We start from the raw sequence: 18,528 nt of genomic DNA on the forward strand, positions 1-18,528 counted from the left end.
GGTCAGCAGGCAGGCAAACGGGCAATCCCCGCGTGGGAACGCCTGCCCGCCATTCGCATCAGTAGTTGAGGCCGATCTCGACGCCATATGTCACCGGCTTCGACCAGTTCGAACCGATACCGAAGTTCGAGTACTGCACCTGGGTGAGGTAGCGGCTGTTGGTCACGTTGTTGCCGTAGGCCGCGAGGTACCAGTTCTCGCTCGGCGCGGTCCACTGCGCGCGCAGCGAGAGGGTCTCATAGCCACCCTGCTTGAACTGGATGCCCGAAGGCCCGAAGTGGAAGCTGGACGAATACGAGAGGTTGCCCGAGAGCGCGAGTTCGCCCCCGCCGACTTCGGTCGCGTAACGCGCAGCGAGGAACCCGGTGAATTCGGGCGTGCGCTGCATGGTGACATTGTTCAGATCCTGGCCCGTCACAAGAAAGGTCACACCGTTGGGCGCGCAGTTGGCGAGGAAGAACTCCGTCCCGAAGTCCGAACATGCCGTGTAAATCGGCGCGTTATTGAAGTCCTTGTAGCGAGCATGGACCCACGAGGCACCTGCCGACAGTTCCAGCCCCTCTGCCGGCTTGAAGCGCGCCGAGCCTTCAAGACCGTAGATCTCGGACTTGGCCGCATTGACGATACGCGCGGTACCCGCCTCGTAGATCGAGACCTGCAGGTCCTTGTAGTCGTAGTAGAAGGCGGCCGCTTCCAGCGAGAGACCGTAGGTTTCGTACTTCGCGCCGACTTCGAAGGCATTGATCGTTTCGGGCTTCACGCGAGTACATTCGTAAGGGGCATTCTGGCACGAGCCGCCCACGTCGATGATCGCAGCCTTGTAGCCCTTGGTATAGGACGCATAGATGCTGGTCTGGTCGGTCGGCTTGTAGCGGATGACCACACGCGGCGTGACGCGACCGCCCTTGGCGTAGTCGACCGCCGAGGGATCGCAATCCTTGATGTAGATGCGGCCATCGGTGGAGTTGCAGGTCGACCCATCCGGCAGCGTGATGGTCGTCGGCGCCAGGAACCGCGTGTTGAAGTACGCGTCGTCCACCGAGTCCTTCGAGTAGCGCAGACCGCCGGTCACGAAGAGCCGCGGCGTGACCTCGTAGGTCGCATCGATGAAGGCGGCATAGCTCTTCACCGTGGTGCTCGATCCACCGAGGCGGATGCGCGAACCGGGGGTCGTGTCGATCAGCGTGATGTACTGGTCGGTGTTCTGGAAATAGAACAGACCTGCCGTCCACTGCAGTGGCGTTCCGGCCTTGGAGGTCAGGAGGAATTCCTGGCTCCAGGTCTCGTTGTTGTTGGGCAGGCCCAGCTGGAAGATATCCATGCCGGAATAGTCGAGCTCAAGCGAGGAATCGACCTTCTCGTTGCGGTACTGCGAGTAGGAGGTGAGATCGGCAAAGCCCAGATCGGCCTTGATAGTGCCCTGCAAGACGTCGGAGTTCGAACGGAAGAACTCCGGCTGCGAGCCCGATGCGATCTTGTTCTTGGCCGTCGTGAAGGTGCCGGGTACGCCACCGAACGGGGCACCGAGGCCGAACTCGTCGCTGTAGTAGGACGAGGTCAGCAGCGGCGAGGGATCGTCGACATTGCCATGCTTGTAGCGCAGAAGGACTTCCACATTGTCCGAAAGCTCCGCCTTCAGGCCGAGACGCACCGACCAGTTCTCGTAGTCGCCGACACGCTTGTTGTTGTTCGAGATGTCGTGCTGCCAACCGTCGCCACGGCGGTACTGGCTCTCGACGCTCAATGCGACACGGTCGGAGATGACGAAGTTCGAGAACTGCTCGGCCTTGAACTCGTTGTAGCGGCCATAGCTGACACGCCCCTGGAACGAGTTCTCGAGCATCGAGGGCTCGCGGGTCGAGACCAGGATGGCGCCGCCAGTGGTGTTGCGGCCGAATAGCGTGCCCTGCGGCCCCTTCAGCACCTGAATGCTCTCGACGCTGATCAGGTCGAAGTCGGCGGCCAGCGGGTTTGGCGAATAGAAGCCGTCGACATAAATGCCGACGTTGCCGCCGCCGCCCGAGGTGGCCACCGCCGTGCCGATGCCGCGAATGGTCGGCTGGAAGAAACCGCCAGCGAAGTCGAAGCGCAGAGCCGGCGTAACCTTGCCGATGTCGGCCAGCTGTTCGACGCTCGCAGTCCTCAGCGCATCGCTGCTCAGGTTGGTGATCGAAATCGGCACGTCGACCTGCGCTTCCGCACGGCGCTGCGCGGTCACGATAATGACGCCGCTGTTCGATGCGCTATCGTCGCTGTCCTGTGCGAAAGCTTGCGTCGGCGTCAGTACAGCCAGTCCAAGCAGGCCAAAAATGGACGCAGATGTCCTTCCCATCATCGTAGTATCCCTCCCAAGATATTCTTGGAAACAGACCTAATCGGAAGGCTGACACATTTCCAGAGAAAACCTGGACAGGTGTCAAAATATTCGCATCTGCGCCATTGTTGCAACAGAGGTCACCGACGCAGCGCCGCACCCTCGTCAGGGCGTAATGAAACCGATCGTTTCCTGCTTCGGATCGTAGGAATCGGCCTTCCAGCGCACGGAACCGAACGGCCGCTCAAGGCGCCGCCGCACGCGGCTCTTGCTGCCGGAGCGGTTGAAGCCGTCAGCCTCTTCCTGAATCGCGAAGTCGGCCTGGGTATAGCGATCGCGCATGCGCAGGTAATCGCCCCAGGTGGGGCAGTGGTAGCGCTCGGTCCACAAGGCGGGATCGGCAATGTCGCGGGCAATGGACCATTGAAAGGCGCCGATGCGCTTACGCATCCCCTGCATCTTCATCATCACGCCATAGAAGTCGCGCGCACGATCGGGGTCGACGTCGTAGTCCACCTCGACCACGACCGGCCCGGACCGCATGGTCAGGCCCAGGCTGACCTCGGGCTCGTACCCGATCTCGATGGAATCGTTGTCGAACGTCTGGTCCTTGCCGATCGGCAGAATGAAGCCGAGCAGCGAGGATGCGGCGACGGCAATGCCCGACGCGATCACCGCCACGGCAACGCTGTACTCGCCCGCCACAACGCCCCAGCCCCAGGCTCCGATGCCGATACCCGCGGTAATCGCCGAGGAAAACAGCGAGAGCGCCCGCGCCGTCACCCAGCGCGGCGCGGAAAGCTGGACGGTCACGTTGAGCATGGCGATGGTCAGGATGTTGCCTGCCCCGACCACCAGAAAGGCCGCGCACGTGAGCACCAGCGAGTGGCTGAAGCCAATCGCGACGAGTGCGACGCCCGACGCGATCGCGAAGACCCGCACCGCCCACTCGGTCGAGATGCGCTCGCGGATTGCACTCACGAACAGCGCCCCGGTCACGGCGCCGACCCCCTGCGCACCCAGCAGGATGCCGAAGGTCGCGGCATCGCCGTCAAGCAGGTCCTTGGCGATCAGCGGCGCCAGAGCCGATGCCGTCGCGGTCGAAAGACCGAAAACCAGCACGCGCATAAGGGCGGTGCGGATCGCGGGGGCGTGAAGCGCGTAGCGGGCACCGCCGATAATCGCACGGTCGATGCGTTCGGGCGGCAGGCGCGACGGAATGTGCTTGCGCCGCCAGAGGAAGAAGGCCGTCAGCAGGGGCAGATAGAGCACCGCCGTCATGCCGAAGACGGCTTTGGCGCCGTATATCACCACGATCAGACCGCCGAGCGCGGGCCCGAAGCTGCGCGCCACGTTGTAGCTGATCGTGCCGAGCGCGACCGCCGCGGGCAAGTGCGCGCGCGAGACCTGCTCGGGGATCGAGGCCTGCCAGGACGGCGAGAACAGGGCGACACCGCCGCCGATCAGCACGCAAAAGCCCAGCAGCAGCCAGGGCGTGACCAGATCGAAGTGCGAGATCATCGCCAGTATGGCCGCGCACACGGCACTGAAACCCAGCCCAGTCATGGCGATCCGACGCCGGTCGAACATGTCCGCGATGGCACCTGCAGGCAGGGTGACCAGCATCAACGGCACCATCATCGCCGTCTGCACCAGCGCCACCATGCTGGGCTCGTCGGACAGGCGGGTCATTTCCCAAGCCGCGCCCACGCCGAGGAAAAGCTGCCCGAAATTGGAAAAGAGACTGGCCGACCAGATCCGGCGGAAGACCGGCTCCTTCAGAGGCGCGAAGGCGCCTCCGGCATCGTTCCTGTCGGCGTGTTCACTGCCGGCCATCGCTTCGTATTCCCCTGCGCCTGTTATTTGAATTCGGTCTTGCCGCACGCACGGCATGCGTCAAGCTGGCGCATCGCTAAGACGATCGATTGACGCAATCTGTTCCCATCCCAATATACTAACCTGTGAAAGCAATCGCCTCCGCGATAGGGCGGCGGCCACCGATTGCATTTCCCCAGACGCCCACGCATGACCCCGGAAACGGCGCCGCGCGCGCACCGGAATTTGAGGAGACCAATCGTGACCGAAGCCTATATCATCGACGCTGTCCGGACCCCGCGCGGTATCGGCAAGATGGGCAAGGGCGCGCTCTCGGAAATGCACCCGGAACACCTGTCCGCAGCGGTGCTCTCGGCCCTCAAGGAACGCAACAATCTCGACACTGCAGACGTCGACGACGTGATCTGGGGCGTGTCCGCCGCGCTCGGCCTGCAGGCCGGCGACATCGGCCGCATGGCGGCGCTCGATGCCGGTTACGACGTCAAGGCCGGCGGCGTGACGCTGAACCGCTTCTGCGGCTCGAGCATCACCTCGACCAGCCTCGCTTCGGCGATGATCATGTCGGGCATGTCCGACCTGATGGTATCGGGCGGCATGGACATGCTGTCCTACGCCAACGCCTACGGCATGAAGATGCGCGAAGCCGGTCTCGGCAGCGCCGGCATGGGTGCCGGCAACCCTCGCCTGCAGGCCAAGCATCCGCAGTCGAACCAGGGCGTGTGCGCAGACGCGATCGCTGCGATGGAAGGCATCACCCGCGAGGAACTCGAAGCCTGGGGCGCCGAAAGCCAGCGCCGCGCCGACGTGGCGATCAAGGAAGGCCGCTTCGACAAGTCCACCATCACGGTGAAGGACGACGAGGGCAACGTGATCCTCGATCACGAGGAATACCCGCGTCCGGAAACGACCACGGAAAGCCTCGCCCAGCTCAAGCCGGCGTTCGAAATGTTCTACAACATGCCCTCGGTCAAAGGCGGCAAGACCTATGTCGAGCTTATCAACCAGGTCTATCCCGACGTCGAGATCAAGCCGATCCACCACGTCGGCATTTCCTCGGGCGTTGTCGACGGCGCGTCGGCGATCCTGCTCGCTTCGAAGGACTATGCCGAGAAGCACGGCCTCAAGCCGCGTGCCCGCATCGTTGCCATGGCCGAGATCGGCGACTGCCCGACGCTGATGCTCAACGGTCCGGTCCCGGCCGCCAAGAAGGTGCTCGAAAAGGCCGGCCTGACCAAGGACGATATCGACGTCTGGGAAATCAACGAGGCGTTCGCCGTCGTCGTCGAGAAGTTCATCCGCGACCTCGACCTCGATCGCGCCAAGGTAAACCCCAACGGCGGCTCGATCGCTCTTGGGCACCCCATTGCCGGCACCGGCGCCATGCTGATAGGTACGGCTCTGGACGAACTGGAGCGTACGGGTGGCCGCTATGGCCTGATCACCATGTGCGCCGCCGGCGGCATGGCGCCCGCCATCATCATCGAGCGCGTCTGAACGATAGCTAAGCAGGAGCAGCGCGTGGCGACCGACGCAGAAAACAAGACGACCGAAGGATGCAAGAAGGATCCTTTCGACGTCCGTGCCGAAAGCCCCAAGCGGCAGGTCGGCCTGCGGATGACCGTCATCTCGCGGTTGCAGCGCAACAACTTCGACCGCAAGGTGACTACGCTCGGCGTCACCCGTTCACAGTGGGCGATGATCGCGATCGTCGCCCGCTATCCGGGTTCCACGCAGCGCACGATCGCCGAATACCTCGAGATGTCCGAAGCCTCGGCAGGTCGCCTGATCGACCGGCTGTGCGCTGACGGCCTGCTCGAACGCCGCGACCGGCGCGACGACCGCCGTGCGCGGGCCGTCTATCTGACCGATAAGGCGGGCCCCTTGCTCGAAAAGCTCGGCGCGATTGCCTCGGAAAGCGAACAGCGCATGTTCGCCGGCTTCTCGGACGAGGAAATCGAGAAGCTGCTGAGCTTCATGGAACGTATCTACGAGAACGTCAGCCGCGGCTAAGCCTTCGGGCTTCGCTGCGGCGGAACGCGATCTCGCCAACAGACCACGCACAAAGAGAAAGGGCGGCACCTCGCGGCACCGCCCTTCCTTCTTGAGAGCTCGTTTCGCGCTTACTTGGCGCGAGCGATTTCCTTCTTCGAAAGCGAGGTCACGACCTTGCCTTCGACTTCGCTGACAGTCGAAACCGGAACGGTGACCAGACGACCGTTCATGATGACCTGCGGGTTGCCTTCGGCGTTCACGCGGTAGATCGGCGCAATGCGGTAGCCATTCGAAGCGTACAGCATCATGCCAGCGTTGAGTTCAACCGGAGCAGCAGCTTCTTCGGTGACTTCACGGACAGCCTGGGTCGTCTCGGCGAACACGGTGGTCGGCACAACGGCCAGGGTCGCGACAGTGGCAAGGGCGGCGAGAGGGGCAAACTTGATCATGTGTAACTCCAGAATGCGGAATGTGGTTTTCTTAACTTACTAACCTAGGTTAGGAGTTCTCTTCGGAAAAGTCAATTGCAAATGACGCAAGTGCAAACTCGATTTCCTCAACTTTCATTAACTAATTGTTTTAAATACCCTAAATTCCACGCTGCATCGCACAATTATCTTGTTGCAGCGCCGAATCACCCTTCGGATAATCGTCTGCACGATGGGCTATGAGGTTGATCCGCCAATGGATTACGCGCAAACCGGGGCGAACTCGAAAATGCCCTGAAAGCGGGTTTCGAGAGCCGCTGATTTGCAAGAACACAACAGGGACTGGCAGCAGATGTCGACAAAGGTCATGGAGGGCGTGCGCGTCCTGGAAGTAGCGCAGTTCACTTTCACTCCGGCCGCCGGCGCGATCCTCGCGGACTGGGGCGCGGACGTGATCAAGATCGAACACCCGGTGCGCGGCGACACGCAGCGTGGCTTCCTCAATATGGGCGGCGTGACGCTCGACCCGCAGCGCCACACGCTGTTCGAACACCCCAACCGCGGCAAGCGCTCCGTCGGCATCGATCTGTCGACCCCGGAAGGCCAGGAAGTTCTCTACGAACTCGCCAAGCAGTGCGATGTCTTCCTGACCAACTACCTTCCGCAGGTGCGCCAGAAGAACAAGTTCGACGTCGAGCACATCCGCGCCGTCAATCCGAACATTATCTATGCGCGTGGCTCGGCGCTCGGCAACAAGGGCCCCGAACGGCTCGTCGGCGGCTTCGACGGAACCTGTTTCTGGTCGCGCAGCGGCGTCGCCTATTCGATGACGCCGGAAGAACTGCCGGGCCCGCTCTCGCAGGGCATTCCCGCTTTCGGTGATTCCATCGGCGGTATGTTCATCGCGGGCGGCATTTCCGCAGCACTTTATCACCGCGAAAAGACCGGTGAAACTTCCGAATTAGACGTCTCGCTGCTCAGCACGGCCGCCTGGGCGTCGGGTGCCCTGATCGCGCAGGTGGCCGAAACCGGCATTCTCACCCGCAACCCGATGCCCGGTTCGGGCGGCGCGGCGCGTAATCCCTTCATGGGCAACTACCAGACTTCGGATGGCGGCACGATCAACCTGTGCACGATTTCTCCCACGGGCCACATCAAGAGCCTGTTCGAGCATGTTGGTGTTCCCGAAGCGGCAGACGATCCACGCTTCTCCGAACCGCGCGCCCTGTTCGAGAATGCCGGAGCCGCCAGCGACATCCTGGTAAAGGCTTTCGCGGCCCAGCCGTTCGAATACTGGCGCCAGCACCTCAAGACGTTCTCCGGCCAGTGGGCACCGATCCAGAGCTTTGCCGACCTGCTTACAGACGAGCAGGCCCTCGCCAACGACATGATCGTCGAAGTCGAGGCGGCTGACGGCGGCGATCCGCTCAAGCTGGTGCGCGGCCCCGTGCAGTGGAATGGCGAACCGGTCGAGACCACCCGCTCGCCGCAGGCGTCCGAACACACCGAGATCGTGCTCATGGAAATGGGCGTCGAGTGGGACAAGATCGAGGAATGGAAGGCCAAGGGTGCGATCGCCTGATCGCGGTCCCTGCCCTCACTTAAGCGTACAAGAGGATAGACCGGCATGAAGCAGGTGATGAAGGGCGTAAGAGTGCTGGAAGTGGCACAGTTCGTCTTCGTCCCTGCTGCCGGTGCCGTGCTGGCCGACTGGGGCGCAGACGTCATCAAGGTCGAGCATCCCGTGCGCGGCGATGCGCAGCGCGGCATGCTTTCGATCGCCGGCGCCAAGCTCGACCCGGTCGTCAATCCGATGATCGAGCACCCCAACCGGGGCAAGCGCTCCATCGGCATCGACGTCGCGACCGAGGAAGGCCAGAAGCTCATCTACGAGCTGGCGAAGACCGCCGACGTCTTTCTCACCAACTACCTGCCTTCCGCACGCCAGAAGCTGAAGATCGACGTGGAGCACATCCGCGCCGCGAATCCCGATATCATCTATGCCCGCGGCAGCGGCTATGGCGACAAGGGCCCATCGCGTGATCGCGGCGCTTTCGACGCCACTGCCTTCTGGATCCATTCCGGCCTTGGCCACGCGCTGACCCCGCAGGAATTCGACGTCCCGCTGACCATGGGCGTGGGCGGCATGGGCGATTCCATCAGCGGCATGTATCTGGCCGGGGGCATTGCCGCCGCGCTCTACAACCGCGCGCAGACCGGCGAGACCTCCGAGATCGACGTTTCGCTGTTCAACAGCGCTATGTGGTCGATGGGTCAGGTCGTCGCTCCTTATCTGCACACCGGCAAGATGATGCGGGTGAGCAAGCCGCAGGCCGGCGGCGCGGCCGTCAATCCCTTCCTGGGCCACTACAAGACCTCGGACGGGCGCGTCATCAGCCTCTTCATCATGGTCCCGGACCCCTACATCCGCGACACCTTCGAGCATCTCGGCATTCCCGAAGCGGCGGACGATCCCCGCTTTGCCAATGCCCTTTCGCTCATGGAAAACAGCGCCGCGGCCAGCGAAGTGATCACCGCATCCATTGGCGCGCAGACCTTTGCCTACTGGTGCGAACGCCTGCAGACGATGCGCGGCCAGTGGGCGGCGGTCCAGACCCTGCTCGACCTCGGCGACGATCCGCAGGCGCAGGCCAACGACACGTTCATGGAAGTCGAACCGATCGACGGCTCCGATCCGATGCGCATCGTGCGCAGCCCCGTGCAGTTCGATCACCAGGCGTTCGCAACGCCTCGTGCTCCACAGCCATCAGAACATACTGAGACGGTATTGCTCGAGCTCGGCCTTGAATGGGACGACATCGAAAGCCTAAAGGCACACGGTGCTATTGCATGATGCGGAGCAGGTGCCGCATGCAATATATTCGCAACAGATAACCCGATACGAAGGAACTTGAAATGAAGCCTGGAACCCGTCTGAAGAGTGCCGCCTGCGACACCGAAGTCATGGTCATCCGCTGCGCCGACGGTCAGATCGAATGCGGCGGTGCGCCGATGGGCGAAGCCAAGCCCGCCGAAGCCGCGCCGCTCTCCGCCGATTTCTCGGCCGGTACGCTGATGGGCAAGCGCTATGTCGATGCCGACGGCAAGTACGAGCTGCTCTGCGTGAAGCCCGGCAAGGGCTCGCTCTCGGTCGATGGTGTTGCGCTGGTCGTCAAGGACGCCAAGCCGCTTCCCGCTTCCGACTGAGCCACGCGACAAAACACCCGAGCCAAGGCCGCATTAACCGATGAACATCGCCCTTCTACTCGAAATGGCGGCGGAAGCCGCGCCCGACCGCGTCGGTCTCGTCTGCGACGGCAAGCGCTGGACTTATGGAGACCTGCTCGACGCCGCACGCGGTGCCTTCGAACTGATTCAGGAAAGCGAGGCGGAATACGTCGCCCTGCTCGACGAGAGCAGCGAAGCGGCGGTAATCGCGGTGTTCGGCGCGGCCCTGGCCGGGGTGCCCTATTGCCCGCTCAACTACCGTCTGCCCGATGCCGACCTCGCAGCACTGCTTGATCGCGTCTCGCCGGCACTGGTCGTGGGCGATGAAGAACGCATCATGCGCGTCGCGGGCGATCAGGGCCACACGATCTTCTCGCGCGAGGAATTCACGCTCAAGGCGCAGGAAACCGTGCCCGAGCCGGAATCGCGCGAATACGATCCGGGCGAAGGCATCGCGATCCAGCTCTTCACCAGCGGCACCACCGCCGCGCCGAAGGCCGCGATCCTGCGCCACTCCAACCTGCTCGGTTACATCCTCGGCACGGTGGAATTCGCGTCCGCTGACGAAGCCGATGCCGCGCTGGTGGTGGTGCCGCCCTATCACATCGCCGGTATCTCGGCGCTGCTCAGCTCGATCTACTCGCTGCGCAAGATCGTGATGCTGCCCAACTTCACGCCCGAAGGCTGGCTCGGCCTGGTCGAGACCGAAACGGTCACCAATGCCTTCGTCGTCCCGACCATGCTGGCGCGTATCGTCGATGCCATGGAAAAGGGCGTGACCGCCAACACCGAAAGCCTGCGCGCAATCGCCTACGGCGGCGGCAAGATGCCGCTGGAAGTGATCCACAAGGCGCTCGAACGCTTCCCCTCCGCCGGTTTCACCAATGCCTATGGCCTGACCGAAACGAGCTCCACCGTCGCGCTGCTCGGCCCCGACGATCACCGCGAGGCGCTGGCTTCGGACGATCCGAAGGTGCGCGCGCGCCTCACCTCTCTGGGTCAACCGATCCCGACCGTGGAAATGCAGATCCGCGGCGAGAATGGGGAAGTGCTCGGCCCCAACGAGCCCGGCGAGATCTATGTGCGCGGCGAACAGGTTTCGGGCGAGTACAAGGAAAAGAGCGCGCTCGATGCCGAGGGCTGGTTCCCGACCCGCGATGCGGGTTACATGGACGAGCACGGCTATCTGTTCCTCTCCGGCCGTGCCGACGACGTGATCGTGCGCGGCGGCGAGAACATGTCGCCGGGTGAAATCGAGGACGTTCTGCTCACGCATCCGGCCATCGCCGATGCCTGCGCCTGCGCGGTTGCATCCGTGGAATGGGGCGAGGCCGTGGGCGTTGCCATCGTCACCCGCGAAGGGCACGAGACGCCGGGCGAAGACGAAATCAAGTCGATGATCCGCTCGCGCCTGCGCTCCTCGCGCGTGCCCGAGAAAATCGCCTTCGTGGAAGAGCTGCCCTATAACGAGATGGGCAAGTTGCTGCGGCGGAAGGTCAAGGAAGTCCTTGCGGACACCTGAGACACCTTCCGGCCCGGCAATCCCTCTGGGGCGCTGGGCCGACAGGCAATTGAAAGCCATGGGCAGGGATCATCAGGTCCCTGCCCTTTGCGCACTTGATGGCGCCTCGCTGATGGGCGAGCGCGGCTCCAACGGCGGGTACCGGATCAGCGGTCCGGTCTCGGCCGGGCTCGGCGGCAGCCGCCTGATGCCGACCCGCGACGGGGGCTGGTTCGCCCTCACCCTGATCCGCGACATCGACCGCGAACTGCTTCCCGCCCTCTTCGGCGATCCCGATCTCGATATCCGCAACGCCGATGCCATTGCCGCCGCAGTGGCGCGGCACGACTGCGCGAGGCTGGTCGAGACCGGGCGCGCGCTCGGCCTGCCCGTAGCCTCGGCGGACGAGAAACCCGCAGCACCGCCCATCGAAGTCCTGGCACGCGGCCCGCATAGGGAACGCCCTACCAGCCACCGGCCGCTGGTCTTGGACCTGTCGGCCATCTGGGCCGGACCGCTCGCCGGACACCTGTTCTGGCAAGCGGGCATGGAAGTCGTGAAAGTCGAAAGCCTCTCGCGTCCCGACCTCATCCGGCGCGACGACCCCACGACCTTCGATCTGATAAATCAGGGCAAGGCCAATGTGCTCGTCGACCTGACCGATGAGACCGAAAAGGCGGCTCTGATTGCCCTCATCCGCCGCGCGGACGTGGTGATCGAATCCTCCCGCCCCCGCGCGCTGCGCCATCTCGGTGTGGATGCCGATGCTCTGGTGCGGGACGTGCCCGGCCTGGTGTGGCTCTCCATAACCGGCCACGGCGCAACCGGAGACGCCGCGAACTGGGTCGGCATCGGCAATGACTGCGGCGTCGCAGGCGGCCTGTCGCGCGCCATGGCAGCGCTGACCGGCGAGATGGGCTACGTCGGCGATGCCATAGCCGATCCGCTGACCGGCATCACCGCCGCACGCGAGGGACTGGCGGCCTTGCGCAGCGGCGTGGCCCAGCGCATCGGGCTGTCGATGAGCGCCATTTCCGCCATGGCCCTGGCCGAGGAACGCCAGCACGACCGCGCGGCCATCGATGCCGAACTTCGGGCGTGGGGCACATCGGCCGGTGCACCCTTCCCGTTGGTTCAGCGACGCCCGCTGCAAGCGGAAGTGCGCGAGATCGGCGCGGACACGGCACGCTATCTGCCGGAACTGGTCCGGTGCTGATCCGCAACGCCGAAGTCTGGAAGTCAGGCCGGTGCGACGTGCGCATCTCGCGTTCCAGCATCGCCGAACTCGGCCATCTGGAACCGCGCCCGGACGAGCCGGTGATCGACGCCCGTGGCGGTGCGCTGCTTCCGGGCCTGCACGACCACCATATCCATCTCGCCGGACTTGCCGCACGCAAGGCATCAGTCGCCTGCGGCCCGCCCGAGGTCACCGACATCGAAGGCCTGCGCCGCGCGCTCAACCACCCCGGCTCGGGATGGATCAGAGGCATCGGCTTTCACGAAAGCGTGACGGGAGACCGCTTGCCCGATGCCCCCGCGCTCGATGCGCTGATCGCCCACCGGCCGCTACGCCTACAGCACCGCACCGGACGCATGTGGCTTCTGAACTCATTGGCGCTCGACGAACTGCTTGCGCGCGTAGAAGCGCCCCCCGGCCTTGAACGCCGCGACGGTCGTTTCACCGGGCGCCTTTTCGATGAGGATGCCTGGCTGCAACAGGCGCTCGGCAGCACGCCGCCCGATCTCGGCGAGGTCAGGCGCGAACTGGCAGCCTTCGGCGTGACCGGCGCGACCGATATGTCGCCGCGCAACGATCCGGTGATGGCCGCTCATTTCGCGCAGCAACGCGAGAGCGGCACGCTCAAGCAATCGCTCGTACTCGCGGGATCGCTGGCGCTTGCCGAAGCCGAACCGGCCGGCTGGCGCCTGGGCCCGCTCAAGCTGCATCTGCATGAGGCCGCCCTCCCCGACTTCGACGAAGCCGTCGCATTCGTGAAAGCCGGACAAGCGCAAGGCCGAGCACTGGCCGTGCACTGCGTGACCGAAGTCGAACTGGTCTTCGCGCTGGCCTTGCTAGAGGAGAGCGGCACCCTGCCCGGCGACCGGATCGAACACGTATCGGTCGCTTCGCCCGATCTTGTCGCGCGCATGGCCGCTCTCGATCTCCAGACGTGCGTGCAACCGCACTTCATCCGCGAGCGCGGCGACCGTTACCTGGCCGATGTCGAGCCCCGGCATCACAGCGATCTCTACCGCCTGCGCAGCCTGCGCGATGCCGGTCTCGTCATGGCCGGAGGCAGCGATGCGCCCTATGGCAGCGCCGATCCCTGGCTCGCCATGGCCTCGGCGGTTGATCGGCGTACGGCCACGGGCGCGACCATAGGCCCGGAGGAAACGCTCACACCCGAAGAAGCGCTGGAGCTCTACTTCGCCGATCCGTGCGACCTTGCCTGCCAGCGCACGATCGCGCCGGGTGAGACTGCCGACCTCTGTCTGCTCGATCGTCCCTGGGCCGAGGCTCGCGAGCGCCTGTTGAGTGAGGACGTCGCCGGAACGTGGATTTCAGGGTGCCTCGTCCATCAGCGCGTCGATCAGCCCCCAGTCTAGCGCCTGCCGGGCGCCGATCCGCTTGCCCGACAGGATCAGCAGCAGCGCACGCTGCCGTCCGATACGGTGGGTCAAAGACACGCAGCCACCCGCGCCCGGCAGGATGCCCATCGCCAGTTCGGGAAGCTGGAACCATGACCGGCGCGAAGCCCGCACCTTCCGCGCAAAGGCCGCCAGTTCCAGTCCGGCCCCGATACAGGCGCCGTCGATCTCGACCTCGAAACGATCGGCGCAGCGTACCGCCTCGCGTGCCGGCAAAGTCAGCATGCGGATGGCATGGGCCCTTGCCGGGTCCGTGGTCGTGCCGAATTCTCCAAGGTCCGCACCGAGGCTGAACGCCTTGCCCTTTGCGCGTAGCACCACGCGCGCAATCGAGAGATCGGCGTTGGCCAGCGCAAAGGCTTCGTGAAGCCCGTCGCGCATGGGGCGGTCGATGGCATTTCCGGCTTCCGGCCGGTCCAGCGTGATCGCCAGATCGTCTTCCACGCGTTCGAGAAGCACCTGGCCTTCCGGCAAGATCTCCGCCGACGGCCTGGCTGCCACCCAAGTGCGATGCGCTTCGCTTCCCTGTAGCACGGCATAGGCCAGAGACTCCGCGATCAGACCCTGCTCCAGCGACAAGGACGGAAGCAGCCGCAGGAGCTGCGCTACCGTGGCTGCGGCGAGCGGCTGGGACCTTGCGGCCTGTTCCAGTGCCTCGGAGTCGAATGAACTTTCAACTATCGTATCCAAACGGGCCGCGAGCGGATGATCGCGGCGCCCGACTCCAATGACCGGACAGGGTGGCAACGAAAAGTTCGGCACGTCTGCCGCTTCACGGTGCAAATCGATGAACGCCACGGGTTCGCGCCACTGCGCAGCCTCTCTTGCCAGTTCTGCTGCCGGGACTGTGAGCGCCGCGCAAACCATGACTTTTTTGTGACTCCCGCAGACCTGTCATTCATCGCGCGTATGCCATGGCCTGCCGGATCGAAGTTGACCACCCCCCGAGTTCCCGCTCGAAACTATTGGCAGCGGGACTAGCGTTCTCGTGAAAACACACATCACAGTGCTTCCAGATGCAAGTTTTTCCGTTCGGTATACACCCGGACGTCTTGATCAACAGGTCTGTTGATGCTAACCCAGCTGAGCAAAAAACGAGCGACGCTCATTTTTTCGAGCCCGACTCGGAAAAAGGCAGCAAGATCGACTCGGGGGTAAAAGCGAGTTTCACATCCAATCGGAGGGAGGAGAGACCTCATGGCTGGCAAGACTACATCATCGAACAAGGCAAAGATCGCGCGCAGGGTGATCGAAGTGCTCGAGTACTTCGACGACACCCATAAGGAAGCGACGGTCATGGATATTGTGCGTCGGTACAACCGACCGCAGTCGAGCACGTCTGAACTGCTTTCCAGTCTTGTCGAGCTGGGCCTTCTTCACAAGGACCCCTATTCCCGCGCCTATAGCCTCACGCCGCGCGCCGCGCTGCTTGGCACCTCCGGGCAGCCCGAGCTGGTCCGCGACGGTCGCATCGTGCGCCTGATGGACCGCCTGGTCGCGCAGACCGGCCTTTCGGTCGCGCTGCTCTCGATGGTCGGACTCGACGCCCAGATCGTCAGCTGGCGCCACGGCCCGCGCGCCATGGCTGCCACCCGCGAACTCGCCGGCGGCGTGAAGGAGCCGCTGGTGCAGAGCGCGGCCGGCTGGCTGATGCTTTCGACCATTGCCCGCCAGCGCTGCGAAGGCATGGTCCGCCGCCTCAACGCGGAAGCGGAAGAAGCCGCCAAGTTCAACTTCGGCGACATGATGGCCCGCATCGATGCCTGCCGCGAGCCGCGCCATGTGTTCGGTCCGACCGGCTTCAGCACCGGCGCCGACGCGCTGTGCGGCCTGCTGCCGCGTCAGCCCGAAGGTCATCCGCTGGTCGTCAGCGTGGTCTATGGCAAGGACGACAAGGTCAATCCGGAAGCCCTCTTCCAGTGCCTCAGCGACGCGATGCGCAAATGCCTGCCGGACCCGGAAATGACCACGAACGTCGAAACCTTCCCGAACGCCAACGCGGCCTGAGCCGGCGCCAGGCAAGCGGGACGCGGCACCCGCCCCCGTTTTTACAGCTCCCAACGGAAGAGGCCCCGCGAGTCAACTCGCGGGGCCTCTGACGTTTCAGGCGCTGCCGCCGATGGCGATCAGGCTTCTTCCTTCGCCTCGGTTTCCTCGTGGCGGCTGAACATCTTCATGATATCGCCCGAGGTGACGGGACGCACTTCGCCTTCGGCCAGCGGGCGCTCGCCCAGCGAGGACTTGGGCGTGGTGTCGACGCCTTCTTCCTCGGCCTTCTTGCGCAGCGCACCGACGGTCAGCTCTTCCTTCGGAATGTGCTTGAACGGATCGAAGCGGAACCAGCGCATGGCATTGCCGTGCGTGATCTTGTCGATCTGCGCATCGGTGAGGTGCTTGATCGTCGGCCACAGGCGCTCGGGCACTTCCGGCCACAGCGTGTCGGAGTGCGGATAGTCGCACTCGTAGGCGATGTTGTCCTCACCGATGTATTCGACGTTATCGAGGCCGAAGGCATCGTCGATGAAGCAGTTCAGGAAGTGCTTCTTGAACATGTCGCTCGGCTTGGTGTTCTGGAACAGCGAGTGCGTCCAGTACTTGTGGCGCGAGTTCGAAAAGTCGGCACGCTCCATGAAGTACGGTACCCAGCCGATCGAACCTTCCGAAAGCGCGATGCGCATGTCGGGATAGTCATGCAGCGCCTTGAGGTTCAGCCAGTCCGACGCGGCGTAGGCGATCGACATCGGCATCGTCGAAATCCACGCCTCGATCGGCGTTTCCATCGACGCATGCGGAGCCGGGTTGCCGCCGCCGATGTGCAGGCAGATCGTCATGTCGAGTTCGTTGATCGCCTTGTAGAAGGGATCCCAGTACGCGTTGTGGATCGAAGGCAGGCCCTGGCAGGTCGGGTTCTCGCTGATCGATACCGTGTGGCAGCCCTTGGCCGACACGCGCTTCAGTTCGGCGATCGTCGCTTCCATGTTCCAGGTCGGCAGGATCGCGCAGGGAATGAAACGGCCCGGATGCGCGGCGCACCATTCGTCGATGTGCCAGTCGTTGTAGGCCGAGACGTGGTGGACGGCGAGTTCGCGGTCGGGCACGCGGTGCAGACGGCCACCGGCGAAGTCGAAGACCGAGCCGAAGTTGAGCGAGGCGGCAATGCCGTTGACGTCCATGTCCTTGACGCGCTCGTCGACCATGTAGACGCCGTCGCGAAGCTGGTCGAGCGAGGTCGGCTCCATGCCGTATTCCTCGAAAGGACGGCCCACCACGGCGTTCAGCGCGACCGAAGCGAAGCTCTGGCCCTGATAGACCCATACGTCCTTGCCGTTGTCGTCCTTCACCAGCTTCGGCGCCGTTTCGAGCAGCTTGCCGGAGAGGTGGTTCTTGAACATGTCGGGCGGTTCGCTGATGTGATCATCGACGCTGATGATCACCATATCATTCATTTCCATGCGGCTTCTCCCTATTGGAATGCATTGAGGGGGCGTTGTTCATCAAGGACCATGCGCGGCCTCGAACTCGTCTCGCAGGCCTTCGAGCGGTTCGCGCCCGCCTGCACTGAAATCGTGAATTCCGTTCGCCATGCGCGCGTGCTCCACGCGTTCGGGCTGCATCGTGAAACAGCTCGGCCGCACCCCCAGGGAAGACCGGCGCTGTTCGTCCGTCATCGTGCGGCCATGCGCGACCAGCGAGCCCCACTGCAACAGCCGTGCGGCTTCCTGCTCCGCGCCTTCCAGCGATGCGATCCAGTCGCGCATGGTAAGCGCGCTGAGGCCCGCAAGGTCTGACGGCGCGACGAAATTCCCGCCTCGTTCGACCCAGCTGTGCATCAGGTGCCCGTTGCGCCGGATTTCCAGCCTGCGCTCGGGCTCGCCATCCGCATCGCGCGGGTCGCTTACAAAGATATGGTAATCGATCGACGCTTCGTCCAGCGCATGGGCCGCGGCGATTATCGCGAGATCGTGAAGATGGGTGCAGTTCGCCTGCTTTTCGCGCCGTGCCGTCACATCCTTGAGCGCGGTGCCGGTAAAGGTCTTCACAAGGACTTCGGCAGCGCCCGGACAAATGGTCCACGGCACACGCTCCATCAGCGGTTCGACCGCGGTGACGCATTTCCCGTCATGTCGCAGACGAACGGCCATGCAATGGAGGTCGTCTTCCAGCATGGCGAGCACACTGCCCTGTTCCGGCTCGATGCGCAGAACGCGCCGGTAACCGGGCAAGGTGGTGATATCGTCTGCGACGCGCGCGTTCATCTCTATGCCGGCCGGATCGGGACCCCGCGCGCCGGTCACGCTTGAAAAGGTGATCCGCTGGCACGCCCTGGCCCATCTACCGGGTAAGGCTTTCTCCCGTCGATTTGAGCACATTGCAGCGGACGTGAAGTCAGCTGCAGCATGGCTGAGTTGGCGGAGGGTAACGCTCACCGGCCTGCCAAACCATATGCGCCGCGAGCCATCGCGCGAGCGATTGCATAGAGGTGGTGATTGAACGGTCCCGATGTCTATGGTCAGGACCAATGAAGGCGTCTTGATCGCCGAGAGAAGCCGACCGACAACAATAAGCCTTGGGATAGCCTG

15 protein-coding genes are annotated in these 18,528 nt (G+C 63.8%); 9 read left to right on the top strand and 6 right to left on the bottom strand.

Features of this window, described 5'->3' with window-relative positions:
* Window positions 1-58: 58 nt before the first annotated feature.
* Together IEX64_RS05565 and IEX64_RS05570 are read right to left on the bottom strand one after the other, a co-directional pair.
* A complete protein-coding gene (locus IEX64_RS05565; RefSeq protein ID WP_188818689.1) occupies window positions 59-2,335 on the bottom strand; it encodes a TonB-dependent receptor in 2,277 nt (758 codons plus the stop codon).
* A gap of 144 nt (window positions 2,336-2,479) precedes the next feature.
* Window positions 2,480-4,150 carry an MFS transporter gene (locus IEX64_RS05570; RefSeq protein WP_188818690.1) on the bottom strand — a complete coding sequence of 557 codons (1,671 nt, stop codon included), beginning with the start codon at window positions 4,148-4,150 and terminating at the stop codon, window positions 2,480-2,482.
* Between the two features lie 240 nt (window positions 4,151-4,390).
* Here IEX64_RS05570 and IEX64_RS05575 point away from each other — a divergent pair, with 240 nt between their 5' ends.
* A complete protein-coding gene (locus tag IEX64_RS05575; RefSeq protein ID WP_188818691.1) occupies window positions 4,391-5,644 on the top strand; it encodes an acetyl-CoA C-acetyltransferase in 1,254 nt (417 codons plus the stop codon).
* A gap of 24 nt (window positions 5,645-5,668) precedes the next feature.
* Window positions 5,669-6,160 (top strand): MarR family winged helix-turn-helix transcriptional regulator, encoded by a 492-nt coding sequence (locus tag IEX64_RS05580; protein ID WP_188818692.1) that lies wholly within the window; start codon window positions 5,669-5,671, stop codon window positions 6,158-6,160.
* Window positions 6,161-6,270: 110 nt separating this feature from the next.
* Here the strand turns inward: IEX64_RS05580 and IEX64_RS05585 are convergent, their stop codons facing one another.
* A complete protein-coding gene (locus IEX64_RS05585; protein ID WP_188818693.1) occupies window positions 6,271-6,591 on the bottom strand; it encodes a hypothetical protein in 321 nt (106 codons plus the stop codon).
* A gap of 331 nt (window positions 6,592-6,922) precedes the next feature.
* Between IEX64_RS05585 and IEX64_RS05590 the strand changes: the two genes are divergently transcribed.
* From IEX64_RS05590 to IEX64_RS05615, 6 genes are all read left to right on the top strand, one after another.
* Entirely contained in the window at window positions 6,923-8,152 is a 1,230-nt protein-coding gene (locus IEX64_RS05590; RefSeq protein WP_229710085.1) for a CaiB/BaiF CoA transferase family protein, read from the top strand.
* Window positions 8,153-8,197: 45 nt separating this feature from the next.
* The gene (locus IEX64_RS05595; protein ID WP_188818694.1) at window positions 8,198-9,424 is read left to right on the top strand and encodes a CaiB/BaiF CoA transferase family protein; all 1,227 of its coding nucleotides are present in this window, start codon (window positions 8,198-8,200) and stop codon (window positions 9,422-9,424) included.
* A 62-nt stretch (window positions 9,425-9,486) separates the two neighbouring features.
* The gene (locus IEX64_RS05600) at window positions 9,487-9,777 is read left to right on the top strand and encodes a hypothetical protein (RefSeq protein WP_039283160.1); all 291 of its coding nucleotides are present in this window, start codon (window positions 9,487-9,489) and stop codon (window positions 9,775-9,777) included.
* A 40-nt stretch (window positions 9,778-9,817) separates the two neighbouring features.
* The gene (locus IEX64_RS05605) at window positions 9,818-11,320 is read left to right on the top strand and encodes a class I adenylate-forming enzyme family protein (RefSeq protein ID WP_188818695.1); all 1,503 of its coding nucleotides are present in this window, start codon (window positions 9,818-9,820) and stop codon (window positions 11,318-11,320) included.
* 58 nt (window positions 11,321-11,378) lie between these two features.
* Entirely contained in the window at window positions 11,379-12,515 is a 1,137-nt protein-coding gene (locus tag IEX64_RS05610) for a CoA transferase (protein WP_188818696.1), read from the top strand.
* Window positions 12,509-13,906 (top strand): amidohydrolase family protein, encoded by a 1,398-nt coding sequence (locus tag IEX64_RS05615; RefSeq protein WP_188818697.1) that lies wholly within the window; start codon window positions 12,509-12,511, stop codon window positions 13,904-13,906. The genes IEX64_RS05610 and IEX64_RS05615 overlap by 7 nt, the downstream gene beginning before the upstream one ends.
* On the opposite strand, the gene IEX64_RS05620 is transcribed toward IEX64_RS05615, so the two are convergent.
* Entirely contained in the window at window positions 13,862-14,746 is an 885-nt protein-coding gene (locus IEX64_RS05620) for an enoyl-CoA hydratase/isomerase family protein (RefSeq protein ID WP_229710086.1), read from the bottom strand. The two genes, IEX64_RS05615 and IEX64_RS05620, sit on opposite strands and share 45 nt — an antisense overlap.
* A 399-nt stretch (window positions 14,747-15,145) precedes the next feature.
* Here IEX64_RS05620 and IEX64_RS05625 point away from each other — a divergent pair, with 399 nt between their 5' ends.
* Window positions 15,146-15,955, top strand: a complete 810-nt coding sequence (locus tag IEX64_RS05625; protein WP_188818699.1) for a helix-turn-helix domain-containing protein — start codon at window positions 15,146-15,148, stop codon at window positions 15,953-15,955.
* A gap of 119 nt (window positions 15,956-16,074) precedes the next feature.
* Here the strand turns inward: IEX64_RS05625 and IEX64_RS05630 are convergent, their stop codons facing one another.
* Complete coding sequence (locus IEX64_RS05630; protein WP_188818700.1) at window positions 16,075-17,400, bottom strand: amidohydrolase family protein; 1,326 nt, start codon at window positions 17,398-17,400, stop codon at window positions 16,075-16,077.
* Window positions 17,401-17,442: 42 nt separating this feature from the next.
* Entirely contained in the window at window positions 17,443-18,243 is an 801-nt protein-coding gene (locus IEX64_RS05635) for a DUF2889 domain-containing protein (RefSeq protein WP_229710087.1), read from the bottom strand.
* Between the last annotated feature and the right edge of the window lie 285 nt (window positions 18,244-18,528).

The sequence above is a fragment of the Novosphingobium indicum genome (assembly GCF_014645195.1).
Lineage (GTDB): Bacteria > Pseudomonadota > Alphaproteobacteria > Sphingomonadales > Sphingomonadaceae > Novosphingobium > Novosphingobium indicum.

Coding starts and splice junctions, on each gene's coding strand:
- IEX64_RS05630 (WP_188818700.1), bottom strand. CDS start 17,400: ATGGAAATGAATGATATGGTGATCATCAGCGTCGATGATCACATCAGC.
- IEX64_RS05565 (WP_188818689.1), bottom strand. CDS start 2,335: ATGATGGGAAGGACATCTGCGTCCATTTTTGGCCTGCTTGGACTGGCT.
- IEX64_RS05610 (WP_188818696.1), top strand. CDS start 11,379: ATGGGCAGGGATCATCAGGTCCCTGCCCTTTGCGCACTTGATGGCGCC.
- IEX64_RS05625 (WP_188818699.1), top strand. CDS start 15,146: ATGGCTGGCAAGACTACATCATCGAACAAGGCAAAGATCGCGCGCAGG.
- IEX64_RS05585 (WP_188818693.1), bottom strand. CDS start 6,591: ATGATCAAGTTTGCCCCTCTCGCCGCCCTTGCCACTGTCGCGACCCTG.
- IEX64_RS05570 (WP_188818690.1), bottom strand. CDS start 4,150: ATGGCCGGCAGTGAACACGCCGACAGGAACGATGCCGGAGGCGCCTTC.
- IEX64_RS05605 (WP_188818695.1), top strand. CDS start 9,818: ATGAACATCGCCCTTCTACTCGAAATGGCGGCGGAAGCCGCGCCCGAC.
- IEX64_RS05595 (WP_188818694.1), top strand. CDS start 8,198: ATGAAGCAGGTGATGAAGGGCGTAAGAGTGCTGGAAGTGGCACAGTTC.
- IEX64_RS05600 (WP_039283160.1), top strand. CDS start 9,487: ATGAAGCCTGGAACCCGTCTGAAGAGTGCCGCCTGCGACACCGAAGTC.
- IEX64_RS05590 (WP_229710085.1), top strand. CDS start 6,923: ATGTCGACAAAGGTCATGGAGGGCGTGCGCGTCCTGGAAGTAGCGCAG.